Source organism: Cobetia sp. MMG027 (assembly GCF_027947415.1).
GTDB lineage: Bacteria > Pseudomonadota > Gammaproteobacteria > Pseudomonadales > Halomonadaceae > Cobetia > Cobetia marina.
Window position 1 is genome coordinate 150417 of the sequence record NZ_JAQJIO010000007.1, and the last position, 24573, is coordinate 174989.

Sequence of the window (24573 nt, forward strand, 5' to 3'; positions counted from 1 at the left end):
GAACGCCGGGCCTCATCGAGGTCCGGCGTTGCTGTGTTGAGCTGCGTGTTCTTGAGCCGTGTATCCATCAGCCCTTGAGCTGCTCCTGATAATCGATCATGTCGCTCTTGCCGATCAGCGCCTTTCGGGTCTTGAGATAGATCACCGGGAAGGACAGCACCAGGCAGAGACATGCGGCCCACCAGGGGTAGGTCAACCAGGGACCCAGCCCCTCGGAGAAGTGATCGATGAGGGCGATGATGAGGGAAGAGAGGAAAGGCAGTATGAGCAGAAGCACCATGACCAGAGCCAGCAGAGGTTTCCTCATCCTGCGCCGCCAGAAGAAGTGCTTGCCGTACTTCTCGAGGACACCATCGATGTCGATCTTGTCGTCATATTGCAGCACGACCATGTAGCCGTGGTCTGGGCTTCCCTGGCGCGCGAGTCTCAAGAACGGGAAGAGAGTCCGAAACGGTGGCGATACGCCGTCAGGGACATGGGCACCAATGACGGATATCTCCTCGCCGAGAGCTGGACGGACGATGTCATCAGCCCCGGGCGGCAAGATCAGGCGGGTATTGCCCAGATAGTAGTGGCGAGTGGTGATCTTTCTGGGGTTGCTGGAGTGATAGCTGATGCCTTCATGTGTCTGTTTCCATCCCTGTCTTTGAAATCTGTCCTCGATGATCGAGTCCGGAGGGGTAGTGGGGGTCGAGGATGTCACTTCCTCAAGCTGCCCGGTCATCCGTCCTGCCGTCGGTGGCATGCCATGACGGGCGTGGTAGGGCAGGCTCATGAGAAACAGGCCCACCCACACGATGACGATCACCACCAGGTCGGCAGGCCAGGGAAGGCTGTCCTTCTCCGGGAAGAGCAATGGCGCCATCAGGAATACGCATGAAAGACCCACCAGCAGGATGCCTACCAGCGCCAGGCTCCAGGCGGTATATAGCTTGCGTCTGCGGATCGGGGCGACATATTCCTGTTCGTGCCGAGTGAAATATCGAATGTCCTTTTCGAAGATGGGGGTCACGGTACCAATGCCTTGTCGGTAGATGAGGGAGAGCTCGCTCAGCGCGCTGCAAGTGAGCGAGGCGTCTCAAGAGGTGGCTCTCGGCAGAATTTCTGCTCAGGAGGCCTGGGGATCAAGCACCTCTCGATTCTCCCTGGTTGAATGCGTCTTGTCTGATGAAAGATCGCGCGAACGCTACCACAGCCAGCCGATGCCCTCCATTCAGTGCTGGTGGAGACTCATCGCATCCGCATGACCGGACTCTGCCCTGACTCTGACCGGATGAAGAGGTCAGAGCATGACCACTGACATCCCCGGCGGTCAGACCTTTTACCCTCATGGGAACTCCCCAGCCGCGCTTCAAGCGGCTACACTGCGCGCCGAGATTTTTCATTCACTCCCTGTTCATATCGGAGCTTGTCTTGGCTACGCCTGACACCTCGTCGTCTTCCTCTCCTTCCTCCGCGCCGGACACCGGCGAGGTTGCCTCCACGTCACGCCTGCCATGCGTCGTCATACCTGCCAGCTGGCGGGGCTGGAGTCTCTTGGCGGTCTTTCTGCTGTTGATCGCGCTGGGTATCTGGCCGGTGATCGGCTGGGTCAATCAGCAGAGCTCGCTGTGGGGCATGCCGTCGTTGATCCTCTGGAGCTACCTGATCATCTTCGCCTGCAGCGGGGCCATGCTGCTGGGCAATCGTCTGTTGCCGGATGAAGAGGATGGCGCACCGCGCGAGGATGAGAGGGCGTCACATGAGTGAGTCACTGACTCTCACGTCCTGGCAGGGCAGCGTGCCGCTGATGATGACCCTGGGCTATATCGCGCTGGCGATGCTGATCGGGTTGGGCGCGCGCGGCGGCCGACGCATGGATTCGCTGGAGCAGTGGGGTGTGGCCGGCCGCTCGATGGGGCCGATGACACTGTATCTGTTGATCGCGGCGGGCAGCGTGAGTGCCTACACCTTCATGGGCGCGCCGGGCTGGGCCTACAGCAAGGGAGTGCCGGTCTTCTATGTCGCGATCTATCTGGCCTATCTGGCGCTGGTGGCTTGGTACTTCGGGCCCAAGGTGTGGAAGTTCGGTGAGCAGTTCGGGCATGTCACCCAGGCAAGCGCGATCGCGGATCGCTATCAGAGCCCCGCACTCGGTGCGCTCTCGGCGCTGGTGATGTCGATCGCCTCGGTGGCCTATGCGGTGCTGCAGACCATCGGCTCGGCCTACATCCTGCTGGTGATGAGCGGGGGGCGTATCCCGCTGTGGGCCGGCGTGCTGCTGGTGCTTGCGGCGATCGCCGTGTATCTGTTCGTCAGTGGTCAGCGCGCCATCGGGCGTACCAATGTCTTCCAGGGCGTGCTGATGGTGGTGGTGGCATGGGTCATCGGCCTGTGGGCGGCGCACCTGGCCACTGGGGAGTGGGGCTTCAGCGGAGTGTTCGAGCGCCTCGAGCGGTCACATCCCGAGTATCTCCGCCTGCCGGGGGCGGGGGGCGATATGAGCTTCAGCTTCTGGACCACCTCGATCATCGTCTCGATGCTGTCCTTCATGCCACCGGTGTGGACGCAATGGATGAGTGCCTCCTCCGCGCAGACCATCCGCCGCAGCGCCAGCTGGCTGCCGACCTACTACGTGGTGATCCTGCCGCTGGTGGTGGTGGGCTTCATCGGCATCTTCAGCCTGCCCGAGCTTGAGCGTGCCGATACGGTGGTGCTGGAGTACGCGATGGCCAACATGCCGGTCTGGCTGGTGGGGCTGCTGGGGGCGGGGACGCTGGCTGCCTCGATGTCCTCCAGCGAGCCCTTCATCCATTCGGTAGCCCTGAGCCTGAGCCGGGATGTGCTGCAGCCCGGGTTCAAGCTCAGTGATGCACGCGCCGGCCAATGGGCACGGTGGCTGATCTTCCCGGTGATGTTTCTGATCATCGCGCCGCTGGCCATCATCGAACCGGGCAATCTGGTGATGATCCTGCTGATCGGGCTGGGCTTTGCCTCCCAGGTGCTGCCGGCGTTTCTCGGCATGTTCTTCTGGCCGCGTGCCTCGGCAGCCGGTGTGTCTGCAGGCATCTGCGCCGGCTTTGTCGTCACGGTGCTGTTGACCATCGTCTGGCCGCATCCGCTCGGGATTCACGCCGGTTTCTGGGGCCTGATGCTCAATCTGCCGGTCTTCGTGCTGGTCTCGCTGATCACGCGTCCCGTGGACGAGGCCGTCACGCGGCGCTTCTTCCGGATTGCCGCGCCGTGGCGCTTTTCATTGCCTGCCGATCGCTGAGGGCGCACTGCCGATTGTCGCCTGCAGGGGGAGAATCTCGGGTGACGAGCGAGACGGGAGGGTCCCCGTCGCTTCGTCCCACCCGCCGGGGCGTGGGGGCAATGTCCGTGGTCTCGAATATTTGGACAATCGTTTGACAAGCGTGAACGATTGTCACGTTTGGCCCTCATGCCTTATTCACCGGTGTCGCCTTGTATAGAGTGTGATCATTGATTGACTGTCCTCAAGGGAGGGGGCGTGGATGAATGATCTGATGGTACAGGTGGACAGGCAGATACACCGCAACGGCGGGCTGGGTATCGATTTCCCGGACGAGATCGAGGCGCGGTTCGAGCGGGACATCCACGCAGAGCGCAGTCACAAGCTTGTCTGCATGGGGGCGGTGGCGATCAGCATCTACCTGCTGTTTCTGATCAATGACTGGCGCTTTCGGCCGGATCACATGCTGGAAGCCATCATCATCCGGGTCGGAGTGATGACGCCCATCGCGTTGTTCTGCATCTACCTACTCAAGCGCGGTGTGTCGCCGGTGTTGCGCGAGATGCTGATGACCGCTCTGGTGTGCTTCGCGATGATCTTCACGGCCCTGTTGATCCAGTTGTCAGTGTCACCGCATTCCTTTCTGGATCTGTTCGCGCTCGGGCTCATCGTGCTGGTGGGAAATGTCCTGTTCCAGCTGCGTTTCTGGTACGCCCTGTGTTCCTCGGCCTTCCATTTCTGCGTGATGCTGTACCTGGTCACCGCCCATCCTGCCCCCTACGAATCGGCAGGGTTCATGGCGTTGATGGTGTTCTTCTCCATCACGCTGTTTTCCATCATCTCCAATCTGCGCAGCGAGAAGGCCGAGCGGCTTTCCTACCTGTTGCTGCTGCGCGAGCAGTTGCGGGTCGAGGAGTTCACGGAGAAGAATGAAGAGTTCCGGCGACTTGCCTCCATCGACCCCCTGACGGAAGTCTACAACCGCCGCCACTTCGACAGCCTGGTGAGTTCCCTCATCGGCAAGCAGGTCGATCGTCGACTCCAGTACGGCGTCGCCATGATCGATGTCGATCAGTTCAAGGCCTACAACGATCACTACGGTCACGTGAAAGGCGATGTCTGCCTCAAGCGCATCGCGACGGCCATCTTCGAAAGCGTGCACCCCGATGTCGACATCGTGGCGCGTTTCGGGGGGGAGGAGTTCGTGGTGCTGCTGCCATCCTGCTCCCCGCAAGCGGCGCTGGCGCGAGCGGAGGAGATTCGCGAGCATGTCAGCGGACTGGCGCTACCGCATGCGGGCAATCCGCAGCAGGGGATCGTCACCATCAGCGTGGGGGTCTCCGCCGCAGGCAGCGGGGAGGATTACGACTTCGAGAATATCCTGAATCAGGCGGATGAAGCGCTCTATCACGCCAAGGCCAGAGGCAGGGACCGCTGCGTGTTGTCACCTCGCTCGCTGCCCGAGACCCCGGTCACCGCTGACGCCTGATGGCGTACTTCTGCATCTTCTTGACCAGTGTCGATTGATTGATGCCCAGCGAGGAAGCGGCAGCACGCGTCGTGGCATGTCGCTCGAGCGCCCGGTGGATCAGTTCCCGCTCCAGGGCCTGGGTGCATTGCGTGAGTGTGGCGTGGTTCTCGCGCACTCCGGCAGGTATCGTCGCAGCGGCAGAGGGGGCCGCGAGACCGCTTGGCCCCAGGCATTCGGCGGGCAGCATGTCCGTGGTGATGAGCGTCTGGTCGGTGGTGACGACCAGTCGCTCGACCAGGTTGATCAGCTCACGGATGTTGCCCGGCCACTGATGCGAGGCCAGCAGTTCCAGCACCTCGGGATCGAAGTGGCGAACGCGGGCATGGCGTTGGCAGAAGTGACCCAGATAGTGGCGTAGCAGCGGGATGACCTCACCACGGCGCTCGCGAAGCGGGGGCAGCGTGATGGGGACGACGCTGAGGCGATAATAGAGGTCTTCGCGAAAGCGCCCCTCCCTCACGCGAGCGGCCAGGTCATGATGTGACGCGGTCAGCAGGCGCACGTTGGTCCGCCTGAGCTCGGTCCCTCCCACGGGCATGAAACGTTGCTCCTCGACGACCTTCAGCAGCTTGGCCTGCAGCGAGAGTGGCAGGTCGCCAATCTCGTCGAGAAACAGCGTGCCACCATTGGCCACATCTAACAGCCCCTGTTTCCCCCGGGCATTGGCACCGGTGAAGGCCCCGGGCGCATAGCCGAACAGTTCCGCCTCCAGCAGTCCTTCGGGCAGGGCGGCACAGTTGAGTTCCAGAAACACGCCGGCAGAGCGTTCGCTGTGCTCGTGAAGATAGCGGGCCAGCAATGTCTTGCCCGTGCCCGTCTCGCCCTGGATCAGGACCTTCACGTCGGTGGCGGCCACGCGTTCTGCCAGCGCGAAGCAAGCGGCCGTGGCCTCGCTGGTGACGAGTTCCAGTGCCTGCTCGTCGGTACCGGCGTTGACGCTGTAGGTCTCGTGCAGGGAGTGCAGCTGGCGAAGCTGCTCCTGGGCATGCTTGGCGCGCAGCAGCTCGGTGATATCACGCACGCTGGTGACGACGTGACTCAAGGCGCCATCCCGCGCGTGCATGGGCAGGCCGCTGACCAGGATCTTGCGGCCATCGTGCAGGCTCTGGACCAGAGTGACGGGCTTGCCGTCCCGGATGACCTCCAGAGAGACCGACTTGGAGATATAGCCTCTGCGCACCAGTTCCTGCATGTGCCGGCCCAGCACATCACTGCGCTTGAGCCCCGTGATGCGCTCATAGGCCTGGTTGATGGCCACGGTCACCCCGAGGGCGTCGGTGATGTAGACCCCGTCGTGCAAGGCATCCAGCACTCGCTGCACCGGAACCTCGGCCAGCAGGTTCGTGGCGGTGTCCGATGGGCCGTCCGGCCCGGCGGCGAGGGTGCGCTGATTCGACCGGGCGAGGCGTTCCTTGCGCTCGGCGGCGGATTCCACTTCCTGGCGCGTCAAGACGCCGATCACCTCGCCGCGGGTGTCGATGACCTCGACGGCCTCCAGTGACTGACGTTCCAGCAGTGCCAGCGCCGCTTCCAGCTTGAGATCCTGTTCCACGTTCTGCATTGAGGGTTCCCCTGACAGAAGCCCCCGCGCGCTCAGGCGGCGGGGGGCCATGGGGTTACGATACGTCAATGCGAGGATGTCGTGGAAACGGTTGGCGTCACGTCACTGGCGGGAGCGTCGATATCACCCTTGCCGAGATCGCGGCTGAAGGTCTCGTCGTTTTCCCCCGAGAAGAAGCGCTTGCCATAGATCAACAGGCACAGGGCGATCCCGATTCCGAAGGCCCAGGCGGCGCCCTTGATCACCAGAACGGCGGCGATCACGCCGGCAATGCCGAGGTCACGCTGGCTGCGGGCTTCGAGAATCCCCAGTCGTACGCTGACATAGCCCTGGATCAACAGGGTCAGCGCCAGCGCGATCCCCAGAATGGGCTGGACCAGACTGACGATGGGCAGCAACAGCAGGCCGGTATTCGTGCCCCAGCGGAAGGAGCCTGAGCCCCCGAACAGCGAGTGCATCGCCTGCTTGCCTTCCTTGTAGCGCTCGACCACGACGACCTGCATGGCGGCCCACAGCGGCCCGCACATGGTGACGTCCGGACCGAACAGACTCATCAGCGTATTGCGGCCACCGAAGATCATGTGGGCACGGTTGGCGTCATAGTCGATCTTCTCGTCAGGCCGTGACTCATCGGCTTCCTCGACCAGCGCCTTGGATTGCAGGACATCGCCGAACAGCACGATATAGGCGGCCAGTACGGTGGGCAGGGCGGTCAGGAACATCGACAGCGGCGGCAAGCCCACGCCAAAGACGGTGTACTGGCTGAACATGGTCACGAAGTCCGGCTGACTGAAGCCCCACTGCACGTCAGGCCAGGCAGCCTCGCCGACCAGCGGTGCGACGATGATCGCCAGCAGGATGATCGGGAAGATCCCCAGCTTGCCCAGGTTGCCCCAGAACGGATTCGAGGTCTTCAGCCTTGCGAAGTGGCGCGAGAAGATGATGTAGAACGCCAGACCCACGGCGATGCTGATGGTGATGGGATAGGTGTCGAAGCGTCCGCCTTCCTTGAAGACCACGCTGATCGCGGCCAGGCCTGCCCCCATGATGATGCCGGCCTTGATGGCCGAGGGAATCAGGTTGACCACCTTGCTGGCCAGCCCCGTTCGTCCGAGCACGATGGCCAGTATCCCGAGCAGCAGCTGGAAGGCGATCAGGGCATGCACCCGCGTCTCGCCCTCGGGGAAGGTGGATACATAGGCCATCAGCAGAGGAATGGCCGGCGTGATCCAGCCGGGAATGACCGGGTCGCCCAGCAGATGGTGAACGAGATACAGCAGCCCGTTGAGCATCACGATGGCCAGGGCGGCTTCAAACGGCATGCCCAGCAGCTCCGTCATCAGCGGGATGGCGGCGAGATCCACCGCGCACATCAGAAGCCCCTGCAGATAGTCGGGCAGCTCGAATCGATAGTGCAGGAAGGGCAGGCGAATCTTGAAAGGCCCCAGGGCGTAGTAGGGGCTTTCCTCTCCGGGTTGGCGGGTTTTCCAGTGGCTCATGATGGCGTTCCTGTTGTTATCGTTATTCATCTTCACCTGGGGTGAAGATGGTGTTCACGAGAAGGGGCAGTGCTCATGCCTGGCGGGCTTCACCAAGCGGCGCGATAGATGCACTCGATGTCGTGCTGGGTCAGTTGACGCGGATTGTTGCGCAGCAGGCGTTCCACCTTGACGGCATCTGCCGCAAGCGAAGGAATATCCTTTTCGGAAATGTCGAAATGGCGCAGGCCACTGGGGATGTCCACGTCTCGGCACAGCTGGTGCAGGCGCTCGACGACCAGTTCGGCCGCGGCCTCATCCTTGAGTGCATGATGCGCAGTATCCAGTGCCTCTGCGATATCCCGGAAGCGTTCGACGCAGGCCAGCGCATTCCAGCGCATCACATGCGGCAGTAGCAGGGCGTTGGTCACGCCATGGGGCAGGTGGTAGCGCCCGCCCAGCGGGTAGGCCAGGGCGTGGACCGCCCCGACCCCCGCATTGCCGAAGGCCATGCCTGCCAGCAGACTCCCCGTGGCCATGGCTTCACGCGCCTCGAGATTGCCGGGATTGGCATAGGCCTTGGGCAATGCCTTGATGATCAGGCGCATGGCCTTGATGGCCAGTGCATCGGTGATGGGCGTGGCGAAGTTGGACAGATAGGCCTCGATGGCATGCACCAGAGCATCGACGCCGCTGGCGGCAGTGACATGGCGGGGACAGCTGACCGTCAGCTCCGGGGCGACGATGGCGACGTCCGGCAGCAGGTAGTCATTCACGATACCTTTCTTCATGCGTGCTTCGGTGTCAGACAGAATGCCGATGTTGGTGACTTCGGAGCCGGTGCCTGCCGTGGTCGGCATCGCGATCAGCGGTGCACCACGCACACGGGCCTTGTCTTCCCCGAACAGGCTTTCCAGATCGCCGTCATGGGTGGCGTACACCGCCACGCATTTGGCGATGTCCATGGCGCTGCCGCCGCCCAGCGCGATCAGGCCATCGCACTGCGCCTCGAGGTAGACGCTCATGCAGTCCTCCACGATGTGCACTTCCGGCTCGGCACTGACCTCGCTGAAGATGCGGTAATGGGTCAGCTGGCCATTGGCCTTCAATACATCGAGCTGATCCGTGATCGGCTTGAGGGTACCCGATCCCAGCACACCGGGGTCGGTGACCACCATCGGGCAGCGCATGCCCAGGCGAAGGATTTCTTCACTGAGGCGTGATGAGGCCTGTTGGCCCGTTATCAGGCGGTGGGCGGATTTGAAGCTGGCGATGCTCATGGCGATATCCTGTCCTGGATGACATGGGGAAGGGCGCTGGTTGGCGTCTCCTGTCATGATGGTTAGCAAATGGCATGCCAGTTTATTGCTCTTTACAAGCTACTGAATTCAATGGGTTTTTATTGAGTTTTCGCCTAAGGTCGCTACGCCCAAGGTCGATGTTCTGATGACATATGGAATCACTCGCGTGGCTTGAGTGATGCGTTATGTCATCAAACGCGATGCGATGATGGCAGGTGACAGACGATCGAAAGCCGCGATTCTGCACAGGTCACTGGTCTCTTTTCCCCAATGTCATTATCGTTTGATGAAAACCGCCGAAGGATTGATGAAAATCGCCATATGCCTGATACCCCGACCGCGCTGGACATGAAGCCCTTGAGCACTGGCGCGCATCCCTACCCGCGGCCGGACTCACCGCCCGTGCTGGCGCCCGGCGCCGCCGAGAATACGCTGAATGTCTGGCTGGTACCGCGCTTCTCGATGTTGACGCTGTTCTGCCTGCTCGAGCCCTTGAGGGTCGCCAATCGCTTCGGGCGGGATCTGTTCGCCTGGCGGCTGTTGTCAGCGGATGGTGAGGCGGTGGTGGCCAGCAACGGGGTCCGTATCGATGTCGATGGTCGCCTCGATCAGCTGATGACGTGGGAGCCCCGGCAGGCATCGGAAGCGGTGTGTGAACAGGCCTCGGCATCCATGGCCCGGATGCGCCTGATGGTGGTGTCGTCCTATGAGCCAGAAGCGAGTGTCGACAGTGAGTCGCGTGCCGTGCTGCGTTGGCTGGCGGCCCATGGTGCCTGGCTGGGGGGACTGGATACCGCCCCCTTCATTCTGGCGCGGGCCGGTGTGCTGGCGGGGCATCCGGTGGCGTTGCACTGGGAAAGCGTGCCTGCCTTTCAGCAGGAGTTTCCTGAGCTGGACGTCAGCTCGGCCCCTTATGAATGGCAGGGTGAGCGTCTGACCGGCTCCGGCGGGGCGGCCAGCATCGACATGATGCTGGCCTGGATCGAGCGGCTCTATGGCCCTTCGCTGGCCGATGCCGTGGGACGTCAGATCATGCACCAGCGCACGGCCGTGAATGTGGAGAGCCCGACTCCGCGCGATTCGTCGTTGCCGCGCAGTGTCGTGCGGGCGCTGGCGGTGATGGAGGCCAATCTTGCCCAGGCCCTGCCCATTCCGGTGGTCTGCCGGCTCGCGGGGCAGTCACAGCGCCAGCTGACGCGCCTGTTCGTGGCGCAATTCGGCGAGACCCCCAAGCAGTGCTATCTCGGCATGCGTCTGGATCATGCACAGCGGGTGCTCGCCGACAGTCGGGTCAGTGTCTCCCAGGCGGCCTTTGCCACGGGATTCACCCATCTGGCGCACTTTTCTCGTGCCTATCAACAGCGTTTCGGTGAGGCGCCCAGCGTGACGGCGCGTCGCGGACTGGCCGCTGAATGAACGGCCATAACGCTCGCGTGTGGCGCATGAATGACAGTTTCGTCGTCTGAGGATGCTATGGGTATGAACTGGATAACCTGGCTGGATCTGGCCGGTGTGATGATCTTCGCGCTGACAGGCGTCGTCGTGGCCTGTCGTTCGCGGATGGACCCGATCGGCATGCTGGTGCTCGGCGCCGTGACCGGTATCGGCGGCGGCACCCTGCGTGATCTTGTGCTGGGCATCAGGCCGGTGTTCTGGGTCGAGCAGCCGGTCTATCTCTGGGTGATCCTGCTCACGGTGGGCGTGGCGACATTGGGCTTTCACTACATCCACCGCCTGACGCGGGTCTTTCTGCCCGTGACGGATGCCTTCGGCCTTGCGCTGTTCACCGTGCTGGGCGCTCACAAGGCCCGCACGATGGGGGTAGACGGCATCGTTGTCGTGGTGATGGGCACCATGAGCGGCGTGGCAGGCGGCATGATCCGGGATGTACTGGCGCGCCGCGTGCCGATGGTGCTGCGTCAGGAAATCTACGCCTCGGCGTCGCTGGCGGGCGGGATTCTCTATATCACGCTGCTCGAGCTCGGGATGCCGCTTGCCTGGGCGACAGGCGCGGCCATCGTGATGGTATTGATGATTCGACTTCCGGCCATCTACTGGAACCTGACGCTGCCGACCTTCGCCTGGGTCATCATCCCGCCACCGGACCTGTCAGCGAGTGGTGAACCCCGCACGTCGGGCACGCCCTCAGACAATCAGCGCGAGCAGGGTGATGCCGAATTCGCCACCACCCTGGGGGGCTCAGTGGGGCTCAGCAAGCTCGAGGCCTCGATGAAGATCGACCAGCCCCCCGAGCCGCCGATGCTGCCACGTCGTACTCCCAAGGCGCGGGTGCGCATGCTGCGCCCCGGCGAGAGCCGGCGAGGCAGGAACTGAGCACGGAAGGCCATGGCGTGATCGCTTGGAAGCGGTGCGTGATTATGGTGCAAGAAGTGCCTGACAGGTGCCGATCATTGCGATTTCTGCAAGGATTCGGGCCGAACAAGGGGTCATCAAGGTCTGACAAGGGCCATCGTCTTCTGGGAGAAGTTTCATCATGCGCAGTCGCTCACAAGACCTTGAATGGTTGCTGGCGGTGGTCGACAGCGGAGGTTTCAGTGCTGCCGCCAAGCAGCGGGATGTGCCCGTGGCCAAGGTGTCGCGGGCCATCCAGCGGCTGGAAAGCGAGCTTGAGACACCGCTGTTGACTCGTACCACTCGCAGCGTCGCCCTGACGGACGAGGGGCGTGCTTTCGTCGAGCGCATCAGGGAAGGGCTGCAGCAGTTGAGCGAGGCCGAAGACGTCTTGCGTCAGCAGCGTGATCAACCCAGCGGCCGTCTGCGGGTCGATGCCGCCAGTCCTTTCGTCCTGCATCAGCTGGTGCCGCTGGTGGGAGAGTTCGAACGTCGCTATCCCGGCATTTCCCTGGAGCTTTCGGCGGGTGACGACATCATCAATCTGCTGGAGCAGCGCACCGATGTCGCCATTCGCATCGGCGAGCTCGAGGATTCGACCCTGCACGCCAAGGTACTGGGGCGCTCGACCCTGCACCTGGTCGCCAGCCCCGCTTATCTGGCAAGGCATGGCACGCCGACGAGCGTCGCGGCGCTGGCGTCGCATCGCCTGCTGGGGTTCCTGCCGCCCAGTCGCCTGAATCGCTGGCCACTCAAGGGTGCGCCCCGGGAGCTGGAAACGACGCCGCACCTTTCCACCTCCAGCGGTGAAGTCATGCGCCAGCTATGCCTGGCCGGCCACGGCATCGCGCTGATCTCCCGCTTCATGCTCGCCGATGACCTGGCGTCGGGCGCTCTGGTAGAAGTGCTGCCGGGGCAGGTCCAGTCGCCCAATCCGCGTGAGTTGATCCAGGCGGTGTACTACCGCAACAGCACGCTCTCGCCCCGTATCAGTGCCTTTGTCGAGTTTCTTGCGTCGCGCCTGACGTTGTAGGGAGCCGAGGGGGGCTCCCCAGTCGCTTCAGCTCCTGCCAGCGGGTGGTATAGCGTGAGCTGCGATGCGCGCAGCGCAGCTGCCAGGCGGCATCCGGGCGCGCGACGCCCAGACGCACGGTGCCACGACCCATCTTCTGATTCATCGCATCCAGTGTCGCCATCAGCTGCTGGTTGCGTTCTCGTCTGGCGATATCGGCCTCGCTGTCGAGCAACGAGAGCTGCTCTCGGGGCTGGTCGATGAGGTCCAGCAGCATCACGCCTGCCTTCATGAAGCGATAGCCGCGCAGATAGATACGCTCGAGCGCCTGATGGGCGGCGGCGAGTATCTCGCGGCTGTCGCTGGTCGGTTCGGGGAGTTCGATGATGGTGCTGGGCGAGTATTGCGGGAGATCCGGGCGGTGGCGGTTGCTCTTGAGGAAGACCAGCACGGCACGTGTCTGGCTGCCCTGATGGCGCAGCTTCTCGGCGCCGCGCTGGGCGTGCTGGCGAATGGCATCCTTGAGCTCATTCATGTCATCGGTCATGCGGCCGAAGGAGCGTGAGGTCATGATGCGCTGACGGGCATCATCGGGGTCGTTCATCTCGAAGCAGGGCGTGCCTTGCAACTCGCGCACGGTGCGCTCCAGCACGACGGAATAGCGCTGACCGATGACGCGCGGGTCCGCACAGCGCAGGTCCCAGGCGGTATGCAGCCCTTGCAGTGCCAGCCGTTCGACCAGGCGATGGCCCACGCCCCAGACATCGCCCAGCGGTGTGTCTTCCAGCAGGCGCTGGGTGCCGACTTCGGCAGGTTCCAGCACGCAGACGCCGCCGAATTCCGGCCGCTTCTTGGCGGTACGGTTGGCCAGCTTGGCCAGGGTACGAGTGGGGGCCACGCCGACACATACCGGGATGCCGGTGAACTTGCGCACATTGCGGTGCAGGGTACGACTCAGCGCCAGCATCGCGTTGCGGTCAAAGCCATCGAAGCGCACGAACATCTCGTCGATGGAGTAGGGTTCGACCCCCGCGCTGTATTCCTCCAGCACGTCGCGCACGCGCGCCGACATGTCGCCATACAGCTCATAGTTCGAGGAGAGCAGGTGGATGCGCCCCTCGCGTACCAGGGATTGCAGCTGGAAGGCCGGGGTCCCCATCTCGATGCCCAGCGCCTTGAGTTCCTGAGAGCGTGCGATCACGCAGCCGTCATTGTTGGACATCACCCCCACAGGGCGGCCTTCCAGGCGCGGATCAAAGACTCGCTCACAGCTGGCGTAGAAGTTGTTGCAGTCGACCAGCCCGATCATCGGCGCGCTCATACCGCGTATTCGTGGATGACGGAGCGCACCACCCCCCAGACCTGACACTCGAGATCGACGATAGCCACCGGCGGATACAGGGCATTGCCGGAGCACAGATACGGCCGCTGGCCGATCAGTTCGTAGCGCTTGACCACCACCTCGCCCTCGACCAGCGCCACCACGATATGTCCGGGGCGGGCGTCGATGGAGCGATCCACGACCAGGGTGTCATTCTCGTAGATGCCGAAGCCTTCCATGCTGTCACCTGCCACCGTCATGAAGAAGGTCGCTGCTGGACGCTTGATCAGCCGCTCGTTGAGATCCAATGTCCGGCCAGCGTAATCCTCGGCCGGTGACGGAAAGCCGGAAATTCCCGCACGCCCCGTGATGTGGGGGTATGGCAGCTCACATGGCGCAGGAGCGGGATGAGGGCGAGCCAACGTCTCGTGAGTGGCAAGGGGGGCAGATGCGGTCATGGAAAGCTCTCCTGTCATGGCTGTATTTATATACAGTATCCGTGGCAGGCAAGCGTTAGGCAACCGCTAATATGCAAAGCCGCCTCAAGTGAAAGTGGCCGCTGCGAAGCCCGGATGGCGAGGGTGTTATGCTCGGCATCGGCGAATGCCATCGGGCGTAAGGTCCGGTGTCTACGTGAAAGGCGGGTTCACTGTGGAGAGCCATGAACGAACTGACCCAACGACTGCGCACCTTCCTCAAGGTGGCGGAGCATCAGAGCTTCAATGCGGCTGCGCGTGAGCTGGAGATCGCCAGTTCCACGGCGACGCGTCACGTCAATCATCTGGAGCGACAGCTGGGCGAGCCGTTGCTGGTGCGCACCACGCGCCATGTGCGGCTTTCGCCTGCCGGTGAGCGAGTCGTGATCCGTTTCCGTGCCATCTTGGGCGAGGTGGCTCAATTGACGGATGAGCTCGAGACGCTGAGTGAGCGAGTCGCGGGGCCGCTGCGCATCTCGGTGCCGTGGCGATATTCGCGCCTCTATCTGGCACCGCTGGTGAGTGAATTCATGCAGTGCTACCCCGAGGTGGCGCTGGATATCGTCAGCAGTGATCAGCGTGTGGATCTGATCGAGGAGCAGTTCGATGTCGCCATCCGCATCGGCCATCTGGAAGACTCGAGTCTGATCGCACGGCACATCAGTGACCAGCGTTTCGTGCTGGCCGCGGCACCGCCTGCTGACCTTCAGCTATACCACCGCCAATCATCACTGGCGGCTGGTGCAGGGTGAGCGGGAGCACCGCATCTCGGCGCGAGCACGCGCGTTGCGTACCAACAACGCCGACATTCTGACCCAGGCAGCCCTCGAGGGAGCTGGTGTCGTGGTGCAACCGCTCTGGGCCATCCGTGAAGAACTGGACCAGGGACGCCTCGTGGCGGTGCTGGAGGACCATCAGGTCACGTCGTCGGATTTCGACACTGGCATCCATGTCGTCTTCGCGCGCGAGAATCAGCACAACCCGCGCGTGCGTGCCTGGGTCGATTTCCTGCTCGCCCGCCGCGAGCGGCTAGCCGGTCGCTAGCAGGTTCTCGGCAGGTGGTGATCAGTAGAGAATATCGCTGCGGATGATGTACTTGGCACCATCGCGGATCGGCTCGCCTGCGTGCACGCAGTGCTGCGGGTGCGAGCCATGCGGGAAGCACAGCACGCCGCCCTTGGGCGTTGCGACCGAGACTGTCTGGATGTCGTCCCGTGACTGGGCAGGCCTTTCGGGGTCGCGACGGCTGACCAGAAACTCGGTGCGCCCGCCGGTATAGCCATCGCTCAGGAAGATGAGGAAGGTGTACTGGCTCATCAGGCCCGGATAGGCGTCCTGGACGATCTCGCCATTGATGACGCGACTGCCCGGCCAGGCACCATCGGTATGCGGCTTGAAGAAGTCACCGGCCTCGTAGCGATAGACACGAAAGCGCGCATTGATGCCTTTTGCGCCTTCGCCCTGGATCTGCTCGGTCACCAGTGGCGCCGAGCGCGCCCAGATGACCTGATCGATGGCGTCACTGACGACCCAGTTGACGTTGAGGTTGTGGCGTACCGAACGCGGCAGGGAGACGGGCGCATCCTCCTCGAAGCCCATTGCCTCCAGGGTGGCGACGAAGTTGTCGGCCTCGGCAGGCGTCAGCACATTGAGCAGCTGGAAGGCGCCCGGGACACCCTCGACCTCCTGACGGACCACCTCTGGTGTCGCCTCGGTCTCGAAGAGGTCAGACACGTCACCGTTGTCGGTCCAGATGGGCAGGGGCGTGGGAGAGAAGCCGCGTTCGTGACTGACGGCGTAGAAGGACAGGCTCATGGCAAGACTCCTGAATGGCATGATCACGAATGTTGCCCGAGAGGCTAGTGCACTGCCGACGACAGAAAAAGGCACCTGACGGCAATTGGTCATTGCACGAATGGCAATGATCAATGTCCGCCTGTCAGGTTGAGGCCGACGATCGACAGCACGATGAGGCCGATGCAGGCCATGCGGCGAAACGAGAAATGCTCCCGCCAGAACAGCACCCCGATGATGGCGCTGACCACGGTGCCGATGCCGGAGAATACGGCATAGGCGATGCCCAGGCTGATGGTGTCCATGGCCAGATACAGCAGGCTCAAGGAGGCGCTGAAGCCCAGCGTTACCAGCAGCACACCCCGTCGGCGGCGGTGGTTGGCGTACTGGTTGAAACCGGTGACGCCGACGACTTCACAGCAGCCGGCGGCGATCAGATAGACCCAATCCATGTCATCCCTCCTGCTCATTCACTGACGGTGGTCTGTGGTGTGGCACTCGCGCGAGGTTGCTTGTCGGCAGGCGCGCCGGGGGCCGTCTTGAGCACGATGATGCCGATCAGCATCAGCACCACGAAGCCCAGCGTGGACCACTGGAACTCGAGCTCGAAGAACAGCAGGTCAGTCACCACCGTCCCCAGCGTGCCCAGGCCGACGAAGATGGCGTAGGTGGTGCTGGCGGGCAGTGTCCTGGCGATCTGGGTGACCAGACTCAGGCTGATGATGACCAGCAGCACCGTCAGTGCCCATTCCAGGGGAGTGTCGGCGACCTTCAGGCCCGTGGCCCAGCCGATTTCGCACAGGGTCGAGATCAGGAAATAGAGCGTGATGCGCATGGTGATCGGGCGTCCTTGTGAGGTGTCGGGAAAATGAGGCGTTCAATCGCCAGCGAAAGACATGCGTTGCATGAATGCGAGTCTATATGAGTTTTTGTTGATGTTTCTGGCCATGAAAAGGCGGAGGGAGCCCCTCCGCCTGGTGCCTGGCGAGTCGTTGGTGCAGCCTCGTCTGACTTGCATCCCTGTGAACAGAAGCTCTTGTGTACAGTGACCAGAAAGCGTCAGGAGGCCAGCGGCGTGCTCGTCACCGGAGCAGCTGACTCCTCGTCGGATGGCGCCTGGGCCTCGGCCGGCTGGGCCAGATAGGCTTCCAGCGAGTCATCCATCGCCTCAAGCCACGGCGTGTGATGTCTGGGCGCCAGGGTGCCGGTCATCAAGGAGCGATAGCCGTGATCGCGGAAGGTCATGATGTTCTCGTGCTTGTGATGCTCCCACTCGAGGAAGGTGCGATTCACGCCATCGATATCGAAGCTCGGGTAGTCGGTCTCGCTGATCAGCGATTTCACGTAGTCGCCCTGGAAGACGATCATCGCCTCGTCGCTATCCAGCGTTTCCTCACGCTCGCGCCATGCCTGGCTATCGGCTTGCATCGCCGCTTTCGCCGGCAGTGTCTGGGTGCCGAGAATCGCATCGCGCACCCACCAGGCCTGGGCATCGAACATGTTGAAGGTGTACCACTGGTCCTGCATGCCGAGATAGAAAAGGCGCGGATTCTCTTCCCATACCACGCCCTTGTAGAGCCCCAGCGGCCACATGCGGTTGGCAGTCTTGAGGCGCAGCGACTCCTCGAGGAACGGGAAGTGATGCAGATAGCCGGTGCACAGGATGATGGCATCGACTCGCTTGTGGCTGCCGTCACTGAAATAGGCGGTATCGCGATCGACCTTCACCAGCAGCGGCTTCTCTTCCCAGTTGTCCGGCCACTTGAAGCCCATCGGGGCGGTGCGATAGCTGGTGGTGATGCTGCGCGCACCGTATTTGTAGCACTGCGAGCCGATGTCCTCCGCGGAATAGCTGCTGCCGAGCAACAGCAGATCCTTGCCCTTGAATTCCAGTGCATCGCGGAAATCATGCGCATGCAGAATGCGGCCATTGAAGGTCGCGAAACCGGGGAATTCCGGCACATTGGGTGTCGAGAAATGCCCGGAAGCCACGATGACGTGATCGAATTCTTCGCTGGTCACCAGATCGAGCGCCTGATCATGCACGCTGACCGTGAATTGCTGGGTAGTCTCATCGAAGGTGACCTGACGGACCGGACAGCCGAAGCGAATGTACTTGCGCACGCCAGCCTTCTCGACACGCCCCTTGATATAGTCGAACAGCACGGCGCGCGGCGGGTAGGAGGCGATAGGGCGCCCGAAATGTTCTTCAAAGGAGTAGTCGGCGAACTCGAGACACTCCTTGGGACCATTCGACCACAGGTAGCGATACATGCTGCCGTGGACCGGCTCGCCGTGGGCATCCAGGCCGGTGCGCCAGCTGTAATTCCACAGACCACCCCAGTCATCCTGCTTCTCGTAACAGACAATCTCGGGGATCTCGATGCCCTTGTCGGCAGCGGATTGAAAGGCGCGCAATTGAGCCAGTCCACTGGGGCCTGCGCCGATGATCGCGATACGTTGGGTCATGGATACCATCCTGTTCTTGTTGTGTCTTGATGCGTTACCTGAGGTTTCGTGACGTGATGACGTCGTGAAACACTGACAACGAAACAGGCTAGCGAGATGTGACCTGGCTGCACATTGCTCGGAAAGGGTAGCCATAAAGGAGTATGCGACGTCGATGCCATGCTCTGCGGATCATGCAGAATCCCCTGCCAGGTCCGAGGTGTCGACGGCGAAGATGATGCCTTCCACGGCCAGTGGCGTGCCGTCAGGTGAATAGATGCCATGGCCCTTTTCCTGTACCCGGCGCACGTCGCCATCGCGGTGACGAATGCGGTAGGCAAGGGTGAAGGGTGTGTGTGCCTGAAGGGCGGCCTGTACCTGGTCCCACACGCGGTCGGCATCCTCGGGGTGGATCATGTCGCCGTAGGTGAGGGAGGGGTGGTCGAGCAGCTCGCGCGGGCTGAGTCCGGTGATGGCCAGGCAGCCGTCACTGATGTACTCCATCGACCAGTGGCGGTTGTTGCGCGCGCGATAGACCATCGCGGGCAGGCCCTTGATCAGGCGCGTCAGGCTGCGCAGGTTGGCGGCGTCGATCTGCTCCTGCTGCACGCGCTCGCTGATGTCATGCAGAGTGAGCGTGGCGGGCCAGGGCGAGGCCAGCGAGAGCGACTGGCTACGGACTTCACACCAGCGATAGTGGTGGTCCGGCCCGAGGATGCGCAATCGCCAGCAGTCAGGCCGCTCACGGCGTGACACGTGCCGGGCGAGCACGTCCCAGCGCGCGTGATCTGCGGGGTGCAGTGCTTCCCGCAGGCGCCGCGGTGCCGTGCCGCCCCCCTCCGTCCGAGAGGCGGTTGGCGTGTCTTCCCGTGGGCCGCTCGATTCGTGTCCGCTCAGGGCCTGCCAGCCACGCGAGGCATAGAGCAGCGTGCTGTCAGCATCCACCACGACCACGGCATCACTCAGGCTGTCGAGAATCGCCTGTGCGCTGAAGGGCGAGGCCGTCGAGGCGGGTGAGGCGGAGGCGAACTGTTCGAGAAAGCGCATCATCTCAGGCTCTCCTTTTCGGCCCGTGTCATGGCCTCTTTGGCGCTTGTCGCGTCCTCGGCGGGCGCTCGGCTGGCATCACTCGCTGGCGTCAGCGGGTGGGCGTAGACCCAGGCGGCCAGCTCCAGTCGCGAATGCAGATCCAGCTTGCGCAGCAGATTCTTGACGTAGACCTTCACCGTGCTGTCACTGATGCCCAGCTCGCGCGCGATCAGCTTGTTGCTGAGGCCGCGCCCGATCCATTTGAGGGTATCGCGCTCACGCTCGGTCAGACCGCGATGCCAGTCCGCCGTCTCGGTCTCAGCCATGCCGTCAGTCAGGGCAGCGTCTGTCGCCTCGGTCAGCGGCACGGCTGAACCCGGCGTGGGAACGCCACCTTCCGGCGGTGCATGTTCGCGTGCCGAGCGCTGGCGGTGGTCCTGCTGCAGGCGCCTGGCCAGCAGCAGCAAGGTCTCTTCCTCCAACCCCAGCTTGCCGTCGATGACGGCCTGCAGGCGCTCGAGAATGCGTTCGGGGGCGGTGTCCTTCATCAGGTAGCCATCCGCCCCTTGCTGGATGGCATCCAGCAGGTGGCGGCTGTCGTCGGAGGCGGTCAGCAGCACGACCTTGAGAGCGGCATCACGCTGCTTGAGATGGCGCATCAGGGTCAGGCCATCAAGCTGCGGCATCTGCCAGTCGACGATCACCAGCTCGGGGGCGAGGATGGGGAGGCGCTCGAGCAGATGCGCACCATCATCGAAGTCGGCCACGACCTCGAACAGGCCACCTTCACTCAATAGCTCGGCAAGCCCGCGCCGAAACAGCGGATGGTCGTCGACGAGTACCACTCTTGTCGGGAGTGTATGACGTGTCGGGTGCGTCGAGGGTGTCTGTCGTGTCGCGGTCATGTGTCGCGGCGCTCCCAGCTCAGTGTCACGCGGGTACCGCCCTGGCGAGGCTGGGTGATGGCGAACTCGGCCCCGAGGTGGCGTGCGCGATCCTGCATGATGCCCAGTCCGAAATGCGCGGCGGGGATCTCGGCGGGATCGAACCCGCAGCCGTTGTCCTCGATGGTCAGCAACACCCGCGCCGCCGGCTGCTGTCCTGAAGACTGATAGAGCAGTTGCAGGCGCAGGTGGGTGGCCCTGGCATGACGCACGCTGTTGGTCATCGCTTCGCGCACGATGAACACCACCTGCAGGGACAGGGCATCGGGGAGGTGCAGTGACTGGATGCGATTGTCGAGCTCGAACACCATGCTGGAACGGGTCTCGAATTCCTCGATCAAGGCCTCCAGCACACAGGCAAGCGGCGCGTCTCCCCAGGTGGCGTGCGCGCCATTGATCAGTTCACGGGTCTGGCGGAAGGCGCGCCGGGCCTGGGTATGCACCTCCTCAGCCAGTGCCTGCACCTCCTGTGGCGCATGGCGGGCGGCACGTGTCAGGCGTGCGCTCTGCATCTGCAGATAACTCAATTCCTGGGCGAGGGTATCGTGCAGCTCTGCCGCCAGTTGTCGGCGTTCGTTCTTCAGGGCCTGTGCCACCGCTGCCTGCCTGTCTTCAGCGTGACGCGTCTGTTGCTGCTGCTGCAATGCCAGGCCACGGCTCAGAGCGTCGATGACGGCGTGTGCCAGCGGTGTCTCGCGTGAGGGGGCTGCGGCTGTCGGCTCTCCAAGCCATAACCAGGCATCGCCCGTCGCCCCTCTGCCCGTCTCCCCTCTGTCAGCGGCGTCCGTGAGGGCGATCAGCACGCCACCTGGCGTGCCGGCTGTGCCAGACGCCTGCTGTCGGGCGCCGGGATCGCGACCGATATCCCTGACGACTTCCTGCAATCTCTGGCGCGCAGCGGCTGACAAAGCGATGCCGGCAGGGGAAATCACCGCATGGGTCGCCTGACCGGGTGCGCGATGCACGACACAGAGTTCGCCAATCGAGGAGTGCGCCGTGCCGCTTTCAGGACAGCCGTTCAGCATGTCCAGCAGCTCTCTCAGCACGGATGGCAACGCCTCCTCGAGGTCAGCGCAGGTAGCGATGCGCAAGGTGATGGCATCGAGGTGGTGTCTGTCACGCAGATCAGGCGGCGGGATGGCAGCAGGGCGAACGGGAGTCTCGGCATCGGCGCGACAGCCTCGTGCGCGCTGGACATCAAGGCGATGCGCTATCCCTTGCGATGCAGGCGCCTTGCCTGTCTTCGATGCGCCGAGACTGAGTGCCATGCGAGTTCCTCTGTCGTTTCGCCGCCCCTGCGGCGCGCCATGATTCGAGTGTCACACCAGCAAGCTTCATGCCAGCGAATGGATTACTCCTTCATGGGTACCTCTCTTGATGGATTGTCGTCGTATCTACTGAGAGTAAATTTAATTAACCATGAAGAACGTGGTGCGCGACGCAAGGGGTCATGCACCATCCAGGCACATCTGATCCAGGCTTGCCCCTCGAGCACTTCCTTCGACTGGCTCGCCTGCCATGACAACAAGAGGTATCACCAGGATGGGACTTGCAGTCGAGATACCCGCTGCCACGCCGAACCAGCCGTATCGTTACCGAATCGCCGGCCTGGAGGTGTTGGCACTTGATCTGTCGCCCGGCGATAGCGTGCAGGTGTCATCCGTGGACGGTGCGCAGTCCTGTGAGTGGCTGGCGCTGAAGGCAACGGGTGATGAAGCCGCCGATGCGGCACAGCAGAGCGGGGAAAGCCCCCGCGAAGCGGTGAAGGGGGCAGGCACGACAATCGAGGCGTCGCTTGCGCACTTCGCGAGCGTCGTCAGCCAGGGAGATCACGCCTTCGCCAGTCAGCCTCAGGCCAGTGAGGCGCAGGAGACGTCCGGCAACAGGAGTCCGCACACTCGGAGTCCGCACACTCAGGCACGCCTGGAGGCGCTGGGGGTCGCGCATTGCCCGCCATCGTACTGGCAGCGCCTGTCAGCGGCCGGATTGCCGGCCGAGATTCGCTGGCCGCTGGAAGCGCCTGCCGCACGCCTGATTCTGCTGGCCCCCGGCAGTGACATGACGATCGAAGGAGAGCGGCTGGCCACCGAGCTTGAGGTGTCCCATTTCTGCACCGGGCTTGTGGGGCTGGAACATCTGCCGGTGCCGCTGGCGCCGATCCGCCAGGAGACGAGAGTCGCGGCGGGGACGGTCGAGGTCTATGAGGTCAAGCAGGGCGAGTGGATCCAGATCATCGATGTGGCGGGGCGTCAGTGCTCCGACTTCGTGGCCTTCGACGCCACTGCCTGGGCACAGGGCGAGGAGCTGGGGCTGGATGCCGGCGCTACGCGCAGCCTGTCCGGGCATTGCATGCCCAATCCGGGACTGTATTCGGTGTTCTTTGATCAGCACCTGCATCCGATGCTCGAGGTGATCCAGGACACGGTCGGACGTCATGACAGCTTCATGCTTGCCTGCTCGCCGCAGTACTACGAACACCACGGCTACTTCGGTCACGACAGCTGCACGGTCAACTTCAACAATGCCCTGTCGGCGTCTCATGGTATCCGACAGCGTGCCAGCTGGCCGGCCATCAACTTCTTCTTCAATACCTGGGTACAGCCCTGCGGCACCCTGGCGGTGGATGAGCCCTGGTCACGACCCGGCGACTATGTGCTGCTGCGCGCCGACCGTGACCTCATCTGTGCCTCATCCGCCTGTCCGGACGACATCGACGCCGCCAACGGCTGGGTGCCGACCGATATCCATGTGCGTATCTACGCCGCTGAACATGACTTCCCCCGCGGTATCGCCTATCGCAACCGGCCCGAGGAATTGCCGCGCATGACATTGCCCACCGCCTTCCATCCCTGCACCTCCGCCTTGACCAAGCAGTACATCGATTACCACGGCTACTGGCTGGCCACCCATTACGAGGGGTGGGGGGCCAAGGCGGAGTATCTCGCCTGTCGCGAACGGGTCGCGGTGATGGATCTCTCCGCATTGCGCAAGTTCGAGGTCGCCGGACCGGACGCCGAACGCCTGTTGCAATATGCGCTGACCCGCAACGTGCGCCGACTCTCCATCGGAGAAGTGGTGTATTCCGCCATGTGTCAGGAAACCGGCGGCATGCTCGATGACGGCACCCTGTTCCGCATGGGCGAGCAGACCTTCCGCTGGATCTGTGGTGATCCGGCCAGCGGCCAGTGGCTGCGGGATCTCGCAGAGCAGCAGGGCTATCGCGTCACGGTGCGCGACTCCACCCATCAGCTGCACAACATCGCGCTGCAGGGGCCGAAGAGCCGCGAGGTGCTGGCGCCGTTGATCTGGAATGCGCGTACCCAGCCGGAGGTGGAAACGCTGGGCTGGTTCCGCTTCATGGTCGGTCGCCTGGCGGGGCCGAATGGCATCCCGCTGATGGTGTCGCGGACCGGCTATACCGGTGAGCTGGGCTATGAGATCTGGTGTCATCCGCATGACGCCCCGGCCGTGTGGGGGGCGATCTGGGCGGCCGGTGAGCCGCATGGCATCGCGCCGCTGGGGCTGGATGCCCTCGACATGCTGAGGATAGAGGCGGGGCTGATCTTCGCTGGCCATGAATTCTGCCCGCAGACGTCTCCCTACGAGGCGGGCATCGGCTTCACCGTGCCGATGAAGAGCAAGGAGGATGATTTCGTCGGGCGTGCGGCCATGCAGCGCGAGACGCCGGAATCCCGCCATCGGATCATGGGCCTGAGGGTGGACAGCAGCGAGCTGGTCAGCCACGGCGACCTCGTCTATCACGGGCGCTATCCGGTCGGGGTGATCACCAGCGCGACCCGCTCTCCCTTGCTCAACCAGTCCATCGCCATGTGTCGTCTCGCCCCGGATTTCTCAAGCCCCGGAACGCAGCTTGAGATCGGCCAGCTGGATGGCCATCAGAAGCGCCTCGTCGCCGAGGTGGTGACATTGCCCTTCCATGACCCTGAGCGCCTCAAGGTGCGTAGCTGAGGGATGCATGGCGCATGACCGAGACCTCGCGCGTGAGGCTGGCCGGTGACGATCCGTATATGCAGTACGACTCACGTCATATCACGGTGCAGGACGCCGCCTGCCTGCCTCAATAACGAACACCC

General features: G+C 63.0%; 20 protein-coding genes and 1 pseudogene. 8 read left to right on the top strand and 13 right to left on the bottom strand.

Going from position 1 to position 24573, the window contains the following annotated elements; translation table 11 throughout:
• Positions 1–67: 67 nt before the first annotated feature.
• A complete protein-coding gene (locus PJK54_RS11340) occupies positions 68–1012 on the bottom strand; it encodes a hypothetical protein (protein WP_271302874.1) in 945 nt (314 codons plus the stop codon).
• 401 nt (positions 1013–1413) lie between these two features.
• Between PJK54_RS11340 and PJK54_RS11345 the strand changes: the two genes are divergently transcribed.
• From PJK54_RS11345 to PJK54_RS11355, 3 genes are all read left to right on the top strand, one after another.
• Positions 1414–1749: a hypothetical protein gene (locus PJK54_RS11345; RefSeq protein WP_271302875.1), complete on the top strand. Its 336-nt coding sequence runs from the start codon at positions 1414–1416 to the stop codon at positions 1747–1749.
• Positions 1742–3253 carry a sodium:solute symporter family protein gene (locus PJK54_RS11350; RefSeq protein ID WP_077371197.1) on the top strand — a complete coding sequence of 504 codons (1512 nt, stop codon included), beginning with the start codon at positions 1742–1744 and terminating at the stop codon, positions 3251–3253. The genes PJK54_RS11345 and PJK54_RS11350 overlap by 8 nt, the downstream gene beginning before the upstream one ends.
• 241 nt (positions 3254–3494) lie before the next feature.
• Entirely contained in the window at positions 3495–4721 is a 1227-nt protein-coding gene (locus tag PJK54_RS11355) for a GGDEF domain-containing protein (RefSeq protein ID WP_176494118.1), read from the top strand.
• On the opposite strand, the gene PJK54_RS11360 is transcribed toward PJK54_RS11355, so the two are convergent.
• From PJK54_RS11360 to PJK54_RS11370, 3 genes are all read right to left on the bottom strand, one after another.
• Positions 4705–6324, bottom strand: coding sequence for a sigma-54 interaction domain-containing protein (locus PJK54_RS11360; protein WP_271302876.1), 1620 nt, complete (start codon positions 6322–6324; stop codon positions 4705–4707). The two genes, PJK54_RS11355 and PJK54_RS11360, sit on opposite strands and share 17 nt — an antisense overlap.
• Before the next feature lie 65 nt (positions 6325–6389).
• Complete coding sequence (locus PJK54_RS11365; RefSeq protein ID WP_271302877.1) at positions 6390–7823, bottom strand: hypothetical protein; 1434 nt, start codon at positions 7821–7823, stop codon at positions 6390–6392.
• An 89-nt stretch (positions 7824–7912) separates the two neighbouring features.
• Positions 7913–9082 carry an iron-containing alcohol dehydrogenase gene (locus tag PJK54_RS11370; protein ID WP_077371205.1) on the bottom strand — a complete coding sequence of 390 codons (1170 nt, stop codon included), beginning with the start codon at positions 9080–9082 and terminating at the stop codon, positions 7913–7915.
• Positions 9083–9424: 342 nt separating this feature from the next.
• Here PJK54_RS11370 and PJK54_RS11375 point away from each other — a divergent pair, with 342 nt between their 5' ends.
• The 3 genes from PJK54_RS11375 to PJK54_RS11385 all read left to right on the top strand — a co-directional run bounded on the left by PJK54_RS11375 (position 9425) and on the right by PJK54_RS11385 (position 12488).
• Complete coding sequence (locus PJK54_RS11375) at positions 9425–10519, top strand: GlxA family transcriptional regulator (protein ID WP_255303267.1); 1095 nt, start codon at positions 9425–9427, stop codon at positions 10517–10519.
• A 63-nt stretch (positions 10520–10582) separates the two neighbouring features.
• The gene (locus tag PJK54_RS11380; RefSeq protein WP_333781914.1) at positions 10583–11437 is read left to right on the top strand and encodes a trimeric intracellular cation channel family protein; all 855 of its coding nucleotides are present in this window, start codon (positions 10583–10585) and stop codon (positions 11435–11437) included.
• A 160-nt stretch (positions 11438–11597) separates the two neighbouring features.
• A complete protein-coding gene (locus PJK54_RS11385; RefSeq protein ID WP_191237181.1) occupies positions 11598–12488 on the top strand; it encodes a LysR substrate-binding domain-containing protein in 891 nt (296 codons plus the stop codon).
• Here PJK54_RS11385 and PJK54_RS11390 read toward each other — a convergent pair.
• Both PJK54_RS11390 and PJK54_RS11395 read right to left on the bottom strand, forming a co-directional pair.
• Entirely contained in the window at positions 12445–13776 is a 1332-nt protein-coding gene (locus tag PJK54_RS11390; protein WP_271302975.1) for a Y-family DNA polymerase, read from the bottom strand. The genes PJK54_RS11385 and PJK54_RS11390 overlap by 44 nt on opposite strands.
• 8 nt (positions 13777–13784) lie before the next feature.
• Positions 13785–14246 carry a LexA family protein gene (locus PJK54_RS11395; protein ID WP_176503848.1) on the bottom strand — a complete coding sequence of 154 codons (462 nt, stop codon included), beginning with the start codon at positions 14244–14246 and terminating at the stop codon, positions 13785–13787.
• Between the two features lie 203 nt (positions 14247–14449).
• Between PJK54_RS11395 and PJK54_RS11400 the strand changes: the two are divergent.
• Positions 14450–15308, top strand: a pseudogene (locus PJK54_RS11400) (LysR family transcriptional regulator).
• A 21-nt stretch (positions 15309–15329) separates the two neighbouring features.
• Here PJK54_RS11400 and PJK54_RS11405 read toward each other — a convergent pair.
• The 7 genes from PJK54_RS11405 to PJK54_RS11440 all read right to left on the bottom strand — a co-directional run bounded on the left by PJK54_RS11405 (position 15330) and on the right by PJK54_RS11440 (position 21747).
• Positions 15330–16079 (bottom strand): 2OG-Fe(II) oxygenase, encoded by a 750-nt coding sequence (locus PJK54_RS11405; protein ID WP_271302878.1) that lies wholly within the window; start codon positions 16077–16079, stop codon positions 15330–15332.
• 110 nt (positions 16080–16189) lie between these two features.
• On the bottom strand, positions 16190–16510 hold the full coding sequence (locus tag PJK54_RS11410; RefSeq protein ID WP_077371216.1) for a DMT family transporter: 321 nt from the start codon (positions 16508–16510) through the stop codon (positions 16190–16192).
• A 14-nt stretch (positions 16511–16524) separates the two neighbouring features.
• The gene (locus PJK54_RS11415) at positions 16525–16893 is read right to left on the bottom strand and encodes a DMT family transporter (protein WP_077371218.1); all 369 of its coding nucleotides are present in this window, start codon (positions 16891–16893) and stop codon (positions 16525–16527) included.
• 224 nt (positions 16894–17117) lie between these two features.
• The gene (locus PJK54_RS11420; protein ID WP_191237177.1) at positions 17118–18527 is read right to left on the bottom strand and encodes an NAD(P)-binding domain-containing protein; all 1410 of its coding nucleotides are present in this window, start codon (positions 18525–18527) and stop codon (positions 17118–17120) included.
• Between the two features lie 171 nt (positions 18528–18698).
• On the bottom strand, positions 18699–19556 hold the full coding sequence (locus PJK54_RS11425) for a PAS domain-containing protein (protein WP_271302879.1): 858 nt from the start codon (positions 19554–19556) through the stop codon (positions 18699–18701).
• Positions 19553–20440: a response regulator transcription factor gene (locus tag PJK54_RS17840; protein ID WP_333781915.1), complete on the bottom strand. Its 888-nt coding sequence runs from the start codon at positions 20438–20440 to the stop codon at positions 19553–19555. Before PJK54_RS17840 ends, PJK54_RS11425 begins: the two co-directional genes overlap by 4 nt.
• The gene (locus PJK54_RS11440) at positions 20437–21747 is read right to left on the bottom strand and encodes a sensor histidine kinase (RefSeq protein WP_271302880.1); all 1311 of its coding nucleotides are present in this window, start codon (positions 21745–21747) and stop codon (positions 20437–20439) included. The genes PJK54_RS17840 and PJK54_RS11440 overlap by 4 nt, the downstream gene beginning before the upstream one ends.
• Before the next feature lie 274 nt (positions 21748–22021).
• On the opposite strand from PJK54_RS11440, the gene PJK54_RS11445 reads away from it, so the two are divergent.
• On the top strand, positions 22022–24448 hold the full coding sequence (locus PJK54_RS11445) for a DUF1989 domain-containing protein (RefSeq protein WP_271302881.1): 2427 nt from the start codon (positions 22022–22024) through the stop codon (positions 24446–24448).
• Positions 24449–24573 lie beyond the last annotated feature (125 nt).

Excerpts from the sequence above, each read along its gene's own strand:
- PJK54_RS11350 (WP_077371197.1), top strand. The coding sequence starts at position 1,742 with ATGAGTGAGTCACTGACTCTCACGTCCTGGCAGGGCAGCGTGCCGCTG.
- PJK54_RS11355 (WP_176494118.1), top strand. The coding sequence starts at position 3,495 with ATGAATGATCTGATGGTACAGGTGGACAGGCAGATACACCGCAACGGC.
- PJK54_RS11360 (WP_271302876.1), bottom strand. The coding sequence starts at position 6,324 with ATGCAGAACGTGGAACAGGATCTCAAGCTGGAAGCGGCGCTGGCACTG.
- PJK54_RS11365 (WP_271302877.1), bottom strand. The coding sequence starts at position 7,823 with ATGAGCCACTGGAAAACCCGCCAACCCGGAGAGGAAAGCCCCTACTAC.
- PJK54_RS11370 (WP_077371205.1), bottom strand. The coding sequence starts at position 9,082 with ATGAGCATCGCCAGCTTCAAATCCGCCCACCGCCTGATAACGGGCCAA.
- PJK54_RS11375 (WP_255303267.1), top strand. The coding sequence starts at position 9,425 with ATGCCTGATACCCCGACCGCGCTGGACATGAAGCCCTTGAGCACTGGC.
- PJK54_RS11380 (WP_333781914.1), top strand. The coding sequence starts at position 10,583 with ATGAACTGGATAACCTGGCTGGATCTGGCCGGTGTGATGATCTTCGCG.
- PJK54_RS11385 (WP_191237181.1), top strand. The coding sequence starts at position 11,598 with ATGCGCAGTCGCTCACAAGACCTTGAATGGTTGCTGGCGGTGGTCGAC.
- PJK54_RS11390 (WP_271302975.1), bottom strand. The coding sequence starts at position 13,776 with ATGATCGGGCTGGTCGACTGCAACAACTTCTACGCCAGCTGTGAGCGA.
- PJK54_RS11395 (WP_176503848.1), bottom strand. The coding sequence starts at position 14,246 with ATGACCGCATCTGCCCCCCTTGCCACTCACGAGACGTTGGCTCGCCCT.
- PJK54_RS11405 (WP_271302878.1), bottom strand. The coding sequence starts at position 16,079 with ATGAGCCTGTCCTTCTACGCCGTCAGTCACGAACGCGGCTTCTCTCCC.
- PJK54_RS11410 (WP_077371216.1), bottom strand. The coding sequence starts at position 16,510 with ATGGATTGGGTCTATCTGATCGCCGCCGGCTGCTGTGAAGTCGTCGGC.
- PJK54_RS11415 (WP_077371218.1), bottom strand. The coding sequence starts at position 16,893 with ATGCGCATCACGCTCTATTTCCTGATCTCGACCCTGTGCGAAATCGGC.
- PJK54_RS11420 (WP_191237177.1), bottom strand. The coding sequence starts at position 18,527 with ATGACCCAACGTATCGCGATCATCGGCGCAGGCCCCAGTGGACTGGCT.
- PJK54_RS11425 (WP_271302879.1), bottom strand. The coding sequence starts at position 19,556 with ATGATGCGCTTTCTCGAACAGTTCGCCTCCGCCTCACCCGCCTCGACG.
- PJK54_RS17840 (WP_333781915.1), bottom strand. The coding sequence starts at position 20,440 with ATGACCGCGACACGACAGACACCCTCGACGCACCCGACACGTCATACA.
- PJK54_RS11440 (WP_271302880.1), bottom strand. The coding sequence starts at position 21,747 with ATGGCACTCAGTCTCGGCGCATCGAAGACAGGCAAGGCGCCTGCATCG.
- PJK54_RS11445 (WP_271302881.1), top strand. The coding sequence starts at position 22,022 with ATGGGACTTGCAGTCGAGATACCCGCTGCCACGCCGAACCAGCCGTAT.